The sequence below is a fragment of the Dietzia lutea genome (assembly GCF_003096075.1).
Classification (GTDB): domain Bacteria; phylum Actinomycetota; class Actinomycetes; order Mycobacteriales; family Mycobacteriaceae; genus Dietzia; species Dietzia lutea.
Map to the genome: position 1 here is coordinate 1 of NZ_CP015449.1, position 14,355 is coordinate 14,355.

Sequence of the window (14,355 nt, forward strand, 5' to 3'; positions counted from 1 at the left end):
CCACCCACCGTGTCTCCTGAGCTCGAACACGTGTGGAGTGCCGTCCTCGACAGGCTCACCGATCCCGAGCTGGCCAGCGACGACAATCCCGCGCTGTCCCGCCAGCAGCAGGCGTGGCTCCGCCTAGTCCAGCCGATCGCCGTGGTCAACGGCTTCGCTATGCTCGCCGCGCCGTCGGCCTTCGCCCGCGACAACATCGAATCGGTCCTGCGCGGGCCCATCACCCGCGCCCTCAGCGCACAGCTCGGCGAACCCGTCGACCTCGCCGTCAAGGTCGACACCTCCCTGGCCGGCGGGCAACCGCCCACCGATGACCCGGACGAACAGGTCATCGACGCCGACGAGATCCATCTCCCGGCCGCCGAGGAGGAGCACCCGCCCGCCACCCCGCGGCCCCGGCGGATGACCGAGGAACAGATCGCCGCCGAGCGACTCCTCCACGGCAGCGACCGCGACGAGGCGCTGTCCGCCGCGACGGCTCCCGGCCTCAACGAGCGTTACACGTTCAGCGCGTTCGTCCAGGGCAACTCCAACAGGTTCGCCAGGGCCGCGGCTCTCGCCGTGGCCGAGGCGCCCGCCCGCGCCTACAACCCCCTGTTCATCTGGGGTGAATCCGGTCTCGGAAAGACCCACCTGCTCCACGCCATCGGGCACTACTCGTTGCGCATGTACTCCGAGCAGAAGGTCAAGTACGTCTCGACCGAGGAGTTCACCAACGACTTCATCAACTCCGTCCGCGACGGCCGCCAGAACATGTTCAAGAAGCGGTACCGCGAGGCGGACATCCTGCTGGTGGACGACATCCAGTTCCTGATCGGCAAGGAGCAGGTCCAGGAGGAGTTCTTCCACACCTTCAACACGATCCACAACGCGCAGAAGCAGATCGTGATCTCCTCCGACCGGCCGCCCAAGCAGCTGCAGCCCCTCGAGGACCGGCTTCGTACGCGCTTCGAGTGGGGGTTGATCACCGACATCCAGCCGCCCGAACTCGAGACACGCATCGCGATCCTGGACAAAAAGGCGAAGTCGGAGAACTACGTCGTCCCCCGGGAGGTCCTCGAGCTCATCGCCACCCGTGTCCAGCGCAACATCCGAGAACTCGAGGGCGCGCTCATCCGCGTGGTGGCGTTCGCGTCGCTCAACGGGCACGAGATCGACGTGCCGCTCGCCGAGATCGTTCTGCGCGACGTGGTCTCCGATGACGATTCCCTGCAGATCTCGGCGGCGACCATCATGGCGGTGACCGCGGAGTTCTTCTCCACCAGCATCGACGAACTGTGCGGCACGTCCAAGACGCGGTCGCTCTCGCGCGCGCGGCAGATCGCCATGTACCTCTGCCGCGAACTCACGGACCTCTCCCTCCCCAAGATCGGCGTCACGTTCGGCGGCAAGGACCACACCACGGTCATGTACGCCCAGCGCAAGATCCTCAAGGAGATCAAGGACGACCGGCGTACCTACGACCAGATCCAGGAGCTCACCGCCCGGATCAAGGAGCGCTCCCGCTCGCTCTGAGGGCTCCTCGGACCGCCCCCTTCCCGCCACACGGGCTGATTCGTCGTGCGCGCGGTTCGTGCGGACCCCGAGGCGCCTCCACGTGCCTCCGTCACGCCTCGACGACGGCCCGAAGCCTCCCGCAGACGACCCGGGGTCGGCCCCGAGAACGTCGCCCGCGACGCCGTGTCATCCCTCCGCCACCGCCATGTCACGGCGCCTGCGACCGCGTCGCGACACAACCGAGACCCACGCGACCCCCTTCGTCACATCGTTCACAGCTGTGGACAAAGCTGTGGGATCTTGTGGACCGACGGTGGACAGAGGGTGGACGCAGACTTGTGATTCCACCGGGGCGCTCAACCAAATCACAAGAATCGACAGCGGCGTTCACACGGCGAAATCGGCGAAGACCTGTGATTACAGGGCTCGGCTCACAATTTCACAGGACCTACCACTACCTCTTATCTCTCTTGAGAGTTCTTGTAAGAAGTAGGGATGTGGAGCGGCGAGCCTGCTTGACCGGGTTCCACCGACTCCGTGTACCCACTGTCGGTGCGAGCGGTTACCCTCATGGAGACGTTCCGCCGGTCTCGGCGGGGACGCACGGCACGACCCCCGAAACAGACCACTCGTCCAGATACCGCAGCCGGTATCCGCCCCGCCTGAAAGAGGTCATCGATGGAGATCACGGATCCGACGTTCCGCGTCACCCGCGAGGACTTCGCGGATTCCGTGGCCTGGGTCGCCCGCACGCTGCCCTCGCGGCCGTCGGTGCCGATCCTCGGCGGCGTCCTGCTCGAGGCGGACTCGGGTCTGACGATCTCGGGGTTCGACTACGAGACGTCGGCCCAGGTCTCGGTGCCCGCGGAGGTGTCCGAGCCCGGCAGCACGCTGGTGTCCGGACGACTGTTGGCCGATATCGCCCGCGCCCTGCCCGACCGCCCGGTCGAGGTGGTGGTGACCGCGCAGAAGATGTACATCACCTGCGGTTCGGCGAAGTTCACCCTCCCGACCATGCCGGTCGAGGACTACCCGCAGCTGCCGGCCATGCCGGAGGTCACCGGCTCCGCCGAGGTGGACGCGTTCTCGGAGGCCGTGGGCCAGGTCGTCGTCGCGGCCGGCAAGGACGACACCCTCCCGATGCTCACCGGCATCCGGATGGAGATCGAGGGCACCCGGGTCACGCTCATCGCGACCGACCGGTTCCGCCTGGCCATCCGGGAGTTCGACTGGGAGCCGGCTCGCGAGGACGTCGCCGTAGAGGTGCTCATACCGGCCAAGGCGCTGTCCGAGGTCACCCGCTCGGCCGGACACGGTGGTCGCGTCGACCTCAGCCTCGGAGCGGGTTCCGCCATCGGAGCCGAGGGCATCCTGGGTGTGCTGGTCTCCGGTCAGCGCACCACCACTCGCCTGCTCGACGCGGAGTTCCCCAAGGTCCGGCAGCTGTTGCCGCCCCAGCACACGTCCATCGCGGTCGTCGAGGTCGACGCCCTCGTGCAGGCGATCAAGCGAGTGGCGCTCGTCGCCGACCGTGGCGTGCAGGTCCGCATGGCGTTCAGCGAGGGCGAGCTCGCGCTCTCGGCCGGCGGCGACGACGCCGCGCAGGCCAACGAGTCACTCCGGGTGGACTTCGTCGGCGAACCGCTGACCATCGCCTTCAACCCCGGGTACCTGCTCGACGGACTGGGAAGCATCCACTCGGCCCGCGTCGCGTTCGGCTTCACGCAGCCCAGCCGCCCCGCCGTTCTGCGTCCCGCACCCGAGACCCTCCCCCAGCCGGGTGCCGACGGCGCCATCGCGCCCGTCGAGTCGGACCACACCTACCTGCTCATGCCCGTGCGCCTGCCGGGCTGAGCCCGCGACCCGGGACCGATCCGGTATGCACCTGCGTCACCTCAGGCTCCTGGACTTCCGCTCCTGGCCGCTGCTCGAACTGGATCTCGAGCCGGGGGTCACCACCCTGATCGGCCGCAACGGTCACGGAAAGACAAACGTCCTCGAGGCGATCGGCGTGCTGGCCAGCCTCCGGTCCCACCGCGTCGCGGGCGACGCGCCGATGATCCGGACCGGCGCCGGGACCGCGCTCGTCGGCGCCCTCGCCCACAACGCCGGGCGGGAACTCACCGTCGAACTCGCGCTCAACTCCGGCAAGGCCAACCGCGCGAGACTCAACACCTCACCGTGCCGCCGACTCTCCGACATCCTCGGGGTCGTCCAGTCCGTGCTCTTCGCGCCCGAGGACCTCGCCCTCGTGCGCGGCGAGCCCGCCGAGCGGCGTCGGCTGCTCGACGAGCTCATGGCCCAACGCCGACCCTCGCTCGGCGGCGACCTGGCCGAGTACTCGTCCGTGCTGCGCCAGCGCACCGCGCTGCTCAAGTCCGCGTCCGTTGCGATGCGGCGTGGCCGGCCCGAGGAATCCGCCGCCGTGCTGGACACCCTCGACGTGTGGGACGGCCGGCTGGCCGAACTCGGGGCCAGACTGGTGGTCGGGCGGATCGACCTCCTCCGGCAGCTGCGGCCCCTTGTCGTCGACGCCTATCGCGGGCTGGCCCCCGAGTCCCGCCCGGCCGATCTCACCTACCGGTTCCGCGTTGCCGACACCCCCGACGAGCCCGAGCTGACCGATCCGGAACTCGTCGAGGCGGTGCTCCTCGCGGAGCTCGGTCGGCGGCGAGGCGACGAGATCGACCGCGGCATGTCGCTCGTCGGACCGCACCGGGACGACCTCGTCCTGACTCTCGGGGACGAGCCGGCGAAGGGGTTCGCCAGCCACGGGGAGACGTGGTCGTTCGCGCTCGCCTTGCGCCTCGGCTCCCTGGAGCTGTTCCGCGCCGACGGTGCCGAACCGGTCCTCCTCCTCGACGACGTGTTCGCCGAACTCGACCGCCACCGCCGCGCCGCACTCGCCGATGTCGCGGCCGGCGTCGAGCAGGTCCTCATCACCGCGGCGGTCGGGGAGGACGTCCCGGCCGGACTGCGCGGCGTCCGTCATGACGTCGTGATGACGGGCGAGGGCCTGGACCGTCACTCCGCGATGACGCTGTCACGACCCCGGGACGACGAGGGCGACGACGACGAGAACACCGATACGGAAAGTGGGGGCCGGGCATGACGGGCGGAACCGGCGGGGACGGCATAACACCGTCTGACCAGCCACAACGTGGTTATGACATTGCCAAGAAGGCGCTCGAGGAGGCCAGGGCGAAGGCGCGCGCGGAAGGCAAACAGGTCGGTCGCGGACGGACCGGCCCGGTCGGCGCGGGTCGTCGGCTGCGCAAGCGCGGGTGGACAGGCTCCGGCGCCGATCCGTGGGACCCCCAGCCGCTCGGGCGTCTCGTCGGCCAGGTCGCCAAGAAGCGCGGATGGGACGACAAGGTCACCACCGGTCGGCTCTTCGCCGAGTGGGGACGGATCGTCGGCGAGGACGTCGCGAGCCACGCGACGCCGGAGCGTCTGGAGGAGGGGATCCTCCACGTGCGGGCGTCGAGTACCGCGTGGGCCACGCAGCTGCGGCTGATGTCCGCGGACATCCTCCGCAAGATCGCCGCAGCCATGGGACCGGGCCACGTCCGCCGGCTCAAGGTGGAGGGACCGGAGAAACCGAGTTGGCGGAAGGGCCCCCTGCATGTGTCGGGTCGCGGTCCGCGGGACACCTACGGGTGAGGGTCGGGCGTGCCCGCGGCCCGCGCGGCGGTTCCCGCAGGTAGACTGGGCCGGTCCCAGACCCCCGAGACGCGAGGAGTTCGCACGTGGCGGACGCCAGGAGCCAGGCCGACAACGGCGGAGCCAAGGAATACGGCGCTTCATCGATCACTGTCCTCGAAGGGCTCGAGGCCGTCCGGATGCGGCCGGGTATGTACATCGGCTCCACCGGGCCGAGGGGTCTGCACCACCTGATCTGGGAGGTCGTCGACAACTCGGTCGACGAGGCCATGGCGGGTCACGCGACCGGCGTCAAGGTCACCCTTCTCGAGGACGGCGGCGTCGAGGTCATCGACGACGGCCGCGGCATCCCAGTGGAGATGCACGAGCAGGGCATGCCCACCGTGCAGGTCGTCATGACCCAGCTCCACGCGGGCGGCAAGTTCGACTCGGACTCCTACGCGGTCTCCGGTGGTCTCCACGGCGTGGGCATCTCCGTGGTCAACGCGCTGTCGACCCGCGTCGAGGTCCAGATCAAGCGCGATGGTCGCCTGTGGAAGCAGGACTTCGACATGGCCGTGCCGGCGGAGCTGGTCGACGCCGGGCCCGCGGAGGGCACCGGCACCAAGGTCCGGTTCTGGGCGGACCCGTCGATCTTCGAGACCACCGAGTACGACTTCGACATCGTGGCCCGCCGCCTGCAGGAGATGGCGTTCCTCAACAAGGGACTGACCATCACGCTGACCGATCGCCGACCGCGCGCCGAGAAGGCGGCGGAGCTCGACGCGATCGCGGACAGCGAGGGTGGCGGCCAGGATTCCGCGCCGGGTTCGGACGAGGGCTCGGATCTGGCGAGCGCCGTGGACGCCGAGCAGGCGTTCGTCGAGGGCGCCGGTGACGGTGGCGAGGCGGCGGCCGAGCCCGAGAAGATCCGCGAGCGCAAGCGGACCTTCCACTACCCGGACGGCCTCAAGGACTACGTCAAGGCGATCAACAAGTCCAAGACCGCGATCCACCCGACTATCCTCTACTTCGAGGGCAAGGGCACCGGCCACGAGGTGGAGGTCGCCATGCAGTGGAACTCCGGGTACTCGGAGTCCGTCCACACCTTCGCCAACACGATCAACACCCACGAGGGCGGCACCCACGAGGAGGGCTTCCGTGCGGCGCTGACCTCGCTGGTCAACAAGTACGCGCGGGACAAGAAGCTCATCAAGGAGAAGGACCCCAACCTCACGGGTGACGACATCCGCGAGGGTCTCGCGGCCGTCATCTCCGCCAAGATCGCCGACCCGCAGTTCGAGGGGCAGACCAAGACCAAGCTCGGCAACACCGAGGTCAAGGGCTTCGTCCAGCGGCAGGTGTCCGACCACGTCGGTCACTGGTTCGAGGCCAATCCCGCCGAGGCCAAGGTGATCGTCAACAAGGCAATCGCCTCCAGTCAGGCCCGCGTCGCCGCCCGCAAGGCCCGCGAGATGGTGCGCCGGAAGTCGGCGACCGACATCGGCGGCCTGCCCGGCAAGCTCGCGGACTGCCGGTCCAAGGATCCGTCCAAGTCCGAGCTCTACATCGTGGAGGGTGACTCAGCCGGTGGTTCGGCCAAGTCCGGTCGCGACTCGATGTTCCAGGCGATCCTGCCGCTGCGCGGAAAGATCATCAACGTCGAGAAGTCGCGGATCGACAAGGTCCTCAAGAATGCCGAGGTCCAGGCCATCATCACGGCGCTGGGCACCGGCATCCACGAGGAATTCGACATCGACAAGCTGCGGTACCACAAGATCGTGCTGATGGCCGATGCCGACGTCGACGGTCAGCACATCGCGACGCTGCTCCTCACGCTCATCTTCCGGTTCATGAAGCCGCTCGTGGAGAACGGGTACGTCTACCTCGCGCAGCCGCCGCTGTACAAGCTCAAGTGGAGCAAGGGCGAGCCGGACTTCGCGTACTCGGACCGCGAGCGCGACGAGCTCCTCAAGATCGGCCTGGAGAACAAGCGCAAGATCAACGTCGACGACGGCATCCAGCGCTACAAGGGCCTCGGCGAGATGAACCCGAAGGAGCTGTGGGAGACCACGATGGACCCGTCGGTCCGCACGCTCCGGCAGGTCACCCTCGAGGACGCCGCGGCGGCCGACGAGTTGTTCTCGATCCTCATGGGTGAGGACGTGGACGCGCGCCGCAACTTCATCACCCGCAACGCTCGTGACGTGAGGTTCCTGGACGTCTGACCTGACGTCGGGGCAAAGGTCGATCATTCCGCCGCGATGGTGGCATGATTGCCGCGTGAAACAGACCACAGTCACCGGCGTGGGTCGGGCCGTTGTCGCCCTGTCGTGCGCTGCCGCGCTGGTGGTGTCCGGGTGTGGCAGCGAGGTGCTCGGACAGGGTTCGGTCGCGACCGGCCCGGTCCCCGGTACGAACCCCGACGCTCAGCCGGGGGTCGGGTCCCCTCCGCCCGGGGTCGAGCCGCCGCCGGCGGGCGCGGTGGTCGACTACCAGATCGGTGGCGCGTACGCGCCCGCCGCTGATGTCGAGGTGGTCATCCGTAATCGCTCGGAGTCGCCGGTCAACGGGGTCTATTCGGTCTGCTACCTCAACGCGTTCCAGGCACAACCCGATGAGGCCTCGGCGTGGACCGGTCGGCACGCCGATCTCGTGTTGCGCGACCCCGGCGGGGACGCGGTGGTGGACACCGAGTGGGATGAGCCGCTGTTGGACATCTCGTCCGACGCCAAGCGGTCGCGACTGGCCGCCATCGTGGACGCGTGGCTGGCCGACTGCGCCGACCGCGGATTCCGCGCGGTCGAGCCGGACAATCTCGACTCCTGGACGCGGTCGCGGGAACGTCTGACCAGGGCGGACGCGGTCGCGTATGCGGAGCTGCTGGCTGACCGTGCGCACGCCCGGGGCCTCGCGGTCGCGCAGAAGAACGCGGCGGAGCTGACGGACGAGGAGATCCGTCGGGTCGGTTTCGACTATGCGGTCGCCGAGGACTGCCAGCGGTATTCGTGGGGGCGGGGTTCGGAGTGCGATCGCTATCTGGCGGCGTACGGCGACCGGGTGATCGAGATCGAGTACACCGACGGCGGCACCCGGGCGTTCGAGACCGCGTGCCGTCTCCGGGGTGACCGTATCTCGGTTCTCCTGCGCGACCGGGACGTGGTGCCCCGGGGTGAGCGCGGGTACGTCAACCGCAGTTGCTGACAGGGGTCGCGTCGGGGTTCAGGTATTCGACGGATCCCCACGGGTGGGGCAACCCGTCGGCGGCGAGGCCCACGTAGCCGGCACCGAGTTCGACTGACCGGTCGATGGCCTCGCGGGCGCGGTCGGGTGGGCAGTCGTAGACGAGGTGCCACACGCGCGACGGGTCGACGCCTCCCGGTGGTTCACCGGGGCCGGTCAGGTGTGTCTCGAGGTCGATCTCGCGGACGCAGGTGACGTCGAGCAGCCGGAGAATCCACGGGTGTGGGAGCGTGCCCGGGTTCCCTGCGATGACACGGGCGCCGTCCCGGCGGAGCGCGTGGACGAGCCCGGTCAGGGGCACGATGACCCGGGCGTCGAGGTGACCGTCGGTCCCGACGCCGGACGCCACCTGATCGAGGAACACCGAGGTCACGCCGTACTCCTCCCGCCAGCGGCGGACATCGGTGCGGACGTCCCGGAGGCTGCGCCGCCCGTAGTCGGTGTCGACGTAGCCCAGGAGTGTCGGACCCCCGTCGATGGGTGTGGTGCGCAGGGCCTCGGCGAAGACCGGGTCGGTGGTGCGTCCGGGCCCGGAGTCGACGTTGACGACGACGAGGTCCGCGGCACCCGGATGCAGGACCCGCTCCCAGAGCTCGCGATCGTATGCGGGGTGGAGGTACAGCGGCACCGCAGCGCGTGGTGTGCTCACCAGCTGTGGGGGTGTAGAGCCGCTGAGACCGCGTGATAGACCGCGAGGAGGCAGGCCCCGCACAGCATGGCGATCCCGACGGGTACCGGTAGTCCGAAGCGGAGCGTCGCGAATCCCAGGCAGGCGAGCGCTGAGATCCAGACCGCCTCGGCGACGCGGCCGGCCCGGAGGACGATCGCGGAACCGAAGGCGAACACGGCGAACACCGGGGCGACAACGCAGAGGACGACGATGTCCGGGACGAGTCCGGAGGCGGGGTCTTCCGCTATTCCGAGGATCCGGTCGACGATCCACGTCGCGGAGAGGGTCGCCAGTGCGATGACCCCAAGATAGATGAGAGTCCGGACCAGGACGCCGCGGAGGACGAACCGCCAGCGGCCGGAGCGGTAGGACAGGGACTTGAGCCGGATGCCGAGGTCCTCGATCGCCGGATCGCACAGTGCGGCGGCGAGGATGACCGCGATGGACAGCGGGATCCGGTCGTCGGAGTCGGCGAGGTTGAGCGCCAGGAGCAGCGCGGTCGACATGAGAGCGGCCTGACACGTGCCGTCGAATGCCGCGCGGATGTCGTCCCGGGAGGGCCACGCCGGCGGGAGCGGGGTAGTCATCCGGTACGTCCGGGCGGCGAGGAGGGCGCCGCCCAGGGACAGCACCCCGAGAGCGATGATCGGCACGAGCGCCGCGCCGGCGAAAGTCGCGGCGACGGCGACCGCAGCGCAGCCCGCGGCGAGTACGGTGAGCAGTCGCAGACCCCCGAGTACGGAGACGAGGGTCAGCGAAGCGGCGTACAGGGTCCACGCGCCGCAGAGTGCGGCGGTGGGCAGGGCAGGTGCGTCGCCGAGGTACCAGGTCGCAGCGGTGACGACGCCGACGAGAGGGACCGCGACGAGTGGTGCTAGGCCGACCGAGATGCGCGCAGCGCCGGGGAGATCCCCTAGGCCGACCCTTCGCCACGTGACGAAACCGAGGAGCTGTCCCAGGACCCAGCCGGAGAGGCCGGTGGCGACGATCGCGATGGACAGATCGGCGCCCACGCCGATCGCGGCGGGTGCGCAGAGCGCCATGACGACCGCGCCGGCCAGGAGCAGGAGTGCGCGGACCCACCCCTCGCGGCGGACGCGAGGACGAACGATGGCGGTCTCGGCTGCTCCGGGGGCGAGGGCGGGGAGGGTGCGGGCGTATTCGTAGACGTCGTGGGCACCGTGTCGCCGGGCGAGCGCATCGCCGAAGCCGGACGCCTCGAGGTGGGCGGCCACGTCGAACCGGTCGACCGCGCGCCCGACGAGGCCCTGGTGGGCCTCGGCGGGAACGGCGGCGACGACCAGCGGCCGCGCGTGCCGCGGAGACCGGCCGGGTGGATCGGGGATGAGGAAGGTCTCGCTCATGACGCCACACTCGCGATGTACTCGAGAGCTCCACCGGTGAAGTGGTCTCTGTGAATGCCGGCGGCGATCTCGTACCAGCCCCGGAAGGTGTCGATGCAGCTGCTCAGGTCGAACGACTCCAAGGCGTGTTCCCGGCCGCGTCGGCCGGTCTGCTCGCGGAGCCGGTCGTCGGTGAGGAACCGGAGACACTCGTCTGCGAAGGCCTCGGGATTCCGCGGTGGGACCAGGCCGCCCAATCGACCGTCCCGGCCGACCGCCTCGGAGACACCTCCGACGTCGGTGTTGACGGTGACGCGCCCGCACATCATGGCTTCGATCGTGGTGAAGGGCAGGCCTTCGGACACCGACGACAGGGCGACGATCGAGCCGGCCTCGACCGCGGGGCGGGGTCCGGCGGTCGGTCCCTCCCAGGTGACGCCGTCGGCGATCCCCAGTTCGTCGATGATCTCCTCGATCGACTCCTTGTACCGGGCGTTGCCCGTCGGGCACGGCCCGAAGATCCGCAGCCGCGTGGCGGGTAGTTCCCGCCTGACCAGGGCATAGGCGCGGACGAGTGTCTCGAGGTCCTTGAGCGGGTCGATGCGGCCCACGAAGCTGATCGTGGGTACCTCGGGCTCGGGGCCGACCGGTGTCATCGTCGACACGTCCACACCGTTGCGGACGGTGTGGATCCGAGACGGGTCGGCACCGAGGCGGACGGCCCACCGTGCGTTGAAGTCGCTGACGGGGAGCAGGAGGTCGGCTTCGCTGTAGACGAGGACGCAGAAGGCCCGGAGCGCTGTGCACACGGCGTAGCGGGCGGACCAGCCGAGCTGGGTGCCCGCCAGGGCGAGATAGCGTTCCCGCAGGTAGACGCCGTGTTCGGTGAGAATCAGCGGTACGCCGTCGCGCCACTTACGGGCGAGTCCGACCAACGCGGCGCTGCCGTTGGAGGAGGCGTGGACCACATCGACGTCGCCGAACCGGACGTCGGTGGCGCAGAGGGTGCGGTCGACGAGAGTGGCGGCTTCGACCGCATCCCCCACGCTGAGCCGGGCGGACCGGTCCAGCGCGGGGGAGTGGCCCCACCACGCGTCGAGCAGGGCCTCGGCGGAACTCTCCGACCCTAGGAGTCGGAAGAGGTCACCGCCGCCGGCCGCGAGTAGCTCGCGGAGCGCCGCGCCCAGGAGGGCTGGGTCGTGGCGCACAGTGCCGTCGGCGACCGTGATGGTCTCGGCGGGCGGCAGGATCGCCGCCCAGAGGTCGCGGAGGGCGGCCCGCACGCGGGCCCGCCTCCGCCGGGTGAGGAGCTGGCTCTCAGGGAGGCCGGCCCGGACGGGCGCCCACACCGGGTACAGGGTCGTGGACCTGACGTGACTCGGAACGGTCCAGGTGATCGGTGTGCGGCTGCCGCCCGTCAGGGTGACGACCTCCCACGTGTGGTCCGGCATCCCGGTCACCAGCTGGTCGCACCAGGTGCTGACGCCGCCGGTGTTGACGGGGTAGGTACCTTCGTTGATCAGGGCGATACGCATGTCGTCAGCCCCTCGCCGACGGGCCCTCGCCGACGGCGCCGACGCGGGTGGCGTCATTGATCGGCGGGACGACCACGGAGTTCTGACCGGGCGACGGGGCCGCGGCGGCCCTGGCGGCCCTCGGGAGAGCGCGGGCGGCGACGGCCGGGTCCTCCGCGTCCTCGTCCGGGGTGAGGAACCCGACGTCGTCTCCGAGCTCGAAGGTGACCTCGCCGCCCACGGGAACCGTCACCCAGCCTGACTTGGACCCGGCGTAGGCCTCGCCGTCGAAGGCGGAGTCACTGCCGGTGGTGACCGGGACTTCGACCGAGGCGGCACCGCCGTTCTCGATCACGAGCGTGGAGCCGCGGACGGTGGCCGTGACGGAGTCCGCCGCGTCCGCCCAGGCGGCGCGCCGTTGCATCTCGCGTCCCAGCTCGGCGTGCGAGGGGTTGAGCAGCGGTGCGGACCGGTCGTTGAACAGCGCGCGGTAGTCGCGGACCATCGTGTCCAACACCGGGTAGAGGATGCGGTCTCCGGTGATGTTGGACTGGTGGACGTAGTGCGGCCGCGGGTCCATGCTCAGCGCGTGGCTGAGCGCGTGCCGGGCCTCCTGCGGGACGATGTAGTCGTCGAAGCCGGTCTCCAGGGGCAATGGAGCGGGCAGGCAGGTCGAGGCGGCGTTCGTCTCGCAGATCCCGGAACCGCCCTGGTTCGACCTGGTGTAGATCCAGTTGTACTCGTCGACCGCGTTCTCCTTGGTCGAGGTGTTGTAGTAGATGTTCATCGGGTGGCGCGGAACCGTGAGCGCGTCTCCGAGCGGCCGCTGGTTCGGCTCGACCGACGCGTCGCCGGCGATCCAGGTGATGCCGGTGTCGGCCAGCGCGGGCGCGAGAGCCGAATTGTCGCGCCCGGCGGGTCCCGACGCCGTGCCCGAGTGCTGACCCGTGACGAGTTCAGTGGGGTTGAGTGGGACGTCGTTCTCCCGCGCCCAGTCGATGTTCTGCTGGATCTGCGCGGTGATCTCCGCCCGGCCGAGGTCGTCCAGGTTGGTGTGGTCCCACGTGTGGTTGATCCACCGCAGCTGGTTCTTCGCCGCGAGCAGGGCGCCGGTGAGCTCGTCGTCGCCCGCGCCGAAGGCGTTGAAGGTCATGTCCAGTTCGATGCCGTTCGAATCCTCCCAGCTCGTGGCCACGCCGACATCGGAGGCGACCATGCGGGACTCGGTGAGGGCCCCGTCTTCGGGCTCACCGTTGCAGTTCACCCCGAACGTGCAGTTGCCGGTGGCGTTCCACTCGTCGTCAGCGAGGAAGACGTCGTCGACCTGAACGTTGAACACGTTGCGGTAGAGCGACGTCGACACGCCGCGGGTGAGCCACGTGACGATCCCGTGGGAGAGCGCCTTGAAGTGGTGCTGGTACTGGTTCATCGCGACGGTCATCACGAGGCGCTCGCGAGTGCCCTGGGTGTGGACGCCCATCATCACGCCGGCACCGCCGCCGGACGGGCCCGTCAGCAGGGGTACGAACTGCGCGCCCGCAGCCGGCGTCGCGGCGTAGCCCCACGACTCGGCCACCGTCGAGCTCAGATCCTCGAAGCGCAGGGGGCCGTCGAGGTAGGACCACTCGCCGGAGAGTGCTCCCGCGGTCAGCGTGGCGGTGGTGGCGTCGAAGCTGGTGCCGCTGGTGGTCGGCACGAGGCCGACCTCCGCCACCGGCGCGACGTTCGCGGACACCTCGCGGATACCGTAGTCGGTGGTGAACTGGTCGATCACCGCGTTCTCCGCCGGGGTCAGCCCGGTGCGATCGGCGGCCACGGAGACGATGCCCATGTAGCGCGCGGTCTTGGTCGCGTCGTCGGCGAGCATCGCCCGGGTGATGGCCTGTCGGCCGGTCGCTGTGACGTTGATTCGGTCCACTTCGACGCCCTCGGCGGCCAGCCGCGTGGCGAACGCCTCGCCGCTGAAGTCTCCGTCGTCGAGGACCAGGACCCGGAGCTCGACCGTCGCCTGGGCGGCGGAGGGCGGTGGGGTCGTGGTCGGGGTGGTGCTGGAGGTCGGCGTCGTGCTCGACGCGGGCGGTGTGGACCCGCCTGATCCGGATGATCCGAGAGACCCGGTCTGGGCGGTGGCGATACCCACCAGCGGAGCGGTGATGGCGCCGGTCACGGCGAGAGCGGTGACCGCGCGGAGACCCGATCGCTGCAGAGGCGAGAGCCCCCGGCTCGAGCCACCGCGCGCAGCGGTGTTGAACATATTTATCCCTGTTGTAGTGCCGCCACTCCCGATCCCCCTCGGGAGTGGCGGCGTCCCCCCGGGGATCCGGACTCTCGCCCCGATCCCCTCGCACGGTGCTCCGTGCGACAGGGAAAGTGTGCGCCCGGTGACCGGGCCACACAACAGTCCTAGCAGGACTATCTCCCAAGAAAATCCCTTTACTATAAGTCA

At 69.6% G+C, this 14,355-nt stretch carries 10 protein-coding genes; 6 read left to right on the forward strand and 4 right to left on the reverse strand.

What is annotated here, in order from left to right; translation table 11 throughout:
* The first annotated feature begins 9 nt into the window (after positions 1 to 9).
* From dnaA to A6035_RS00030, 6 genes are all read left to right on the forward strand, one after another.
* Positions 10 to 1,515 carry a chromosomal replication initiator protein DnaA gene (dnaA, locus tag A6035_RS00005; protein WP_108848970.1) on the forward strand — a complete coding sequence of 502 codons (1,506 nt, stop codon included), beginning with the start codon at positions 10 to 12 and terminating at the stop codon, positions 1,513 to 1,515.
* A 660-nt stretch (positions 1,516 to 2,175) separates the two neighbouring features.
* Positions 2,176 to 3,351, forward strand: a complete 1,176-nt coding sequence (dnaN, locus tag A6035_RS00010) for a DNA polymerase III subunit beta (protein ID WP_108846097.1) — start codon at positions 2,176 to 2,178, stop codon at positions 3,349 to 3,351.
* Positions 3,352 to 3,376: 25 nt separating this feature from the next.
* Positions 3,377 to 4,609: a DNA replication/repair protein RecF gene (gene recF / locus A6035_RS00015; protein WP_108846098.1), complete on the forward strand. Its 1,233-nt coding sequence runs from the start codon at positions 3,377 to 3,379 to the stop codon at positions 4,607 to 4,609.
* Complete coding sequence (locus tag A6035_RS00020; RefSeq protein ID WP_108846099.1) at positions 4,606 to 5,160, forward strand: DciA family protein; 555 nt, start codon at positions 4,606 to 4,608, stop codon at positions 5,158 to 5,160. The genes recF and A6035_RS00020 overlap by 4 nt, the downstream gene beginning before the upstream one ends.
* 86 nt (positions 5,161 to 5,246) lie before the next feature.
* Positions 5,247 to 7,367 (forward strand): DNA topoisomerase (ATP-hydrolyzing) subunit B, encoded by a 2,121-nt coding sequence (gyrB, locus tag A6035_RS00025; protein ID WP_108846100.1) that lies wholly within the window; start codon positions 5,247 to 5,249, stop codon positions 7,365 to 7,367.
* Positions 7,368 to 7,422: 55 nt separating this feature from the next.
* The gene (locus A6035_RS00030) at positions 7,423 to 8,343 is read left to right on the forward strand and encodes an endo alpha-1,4 polygalactosaminidase (RefSeq protein WP_200836352.1); all 921 of its coding nucleotides are present in this window, start codon (positions 7,423 to 7,425) and stop codon (positions 8,341 to 8,343) included.
* Here A6035_RS00030 and A6035_RS18120 read toward each other — a convergent pair.
* From A6035_RS18120 to A6035_RS00045, 4 genes are read right to left on the reverse strand one after another with little or no spacing between them, the layout of a single operon-like run.
* Entirely contained in the window at positions 8,327 to 9,031 is a 705-nt protein-coding gene (locus tag A6035_RS18120) for a spherulation-specific family 4 protein (RefSeq protein ID WP_159149455.1), read from the reverse strand. The two genes, A6035_RS00030 and A6035_RS18120, sit on opposite strands and share 17 nt — an antisense overlap.
* Positions 9,028 to 10,416, reverse strand: coding sequence for a hypothetical protein (locus A6035_RS18125; RefSeq protein WP_159149457.1), 1,389 nt, complete (start codon positions 10,414 to 10,416; stop codon positions 9,028 to 9,030). Before A6035_RS18125 ends, A6035_RS18120 begins: the two co-directional genes overlap by 4 nt.
* Positions 10,413 to 11,930 carry a GT4 family glycosyltransferase PelF gene (pelF, locus tag A6035_RS00040; RefSeq protein WP_159149459.1) on the reverse strand — a complete coding sequence of 506 codons (1,518 nt, stop codon included), beginning with the start codon at positions 11,928 to 11,930 and terminating at the stop codon, positions 10,413 to 10,415. Before pelF ends, A6035_RS18125 begins: the two co-directional genes overlap by 4 nt.
* 4 nt (positions 11,931 to 11,934) lie before the next feature.
* A complete protein-coding gene (locus tag A6035_RS00045) occupies positions 11,935 to 14,163 on the reverse strand; it encodes a hypothetical protein (protein WP_108846102.1) in 2,229 nt (742 codons plus the stop codon).
* Positions 14,164 to 14,355 lie beyond the last annotated feature (192 nt).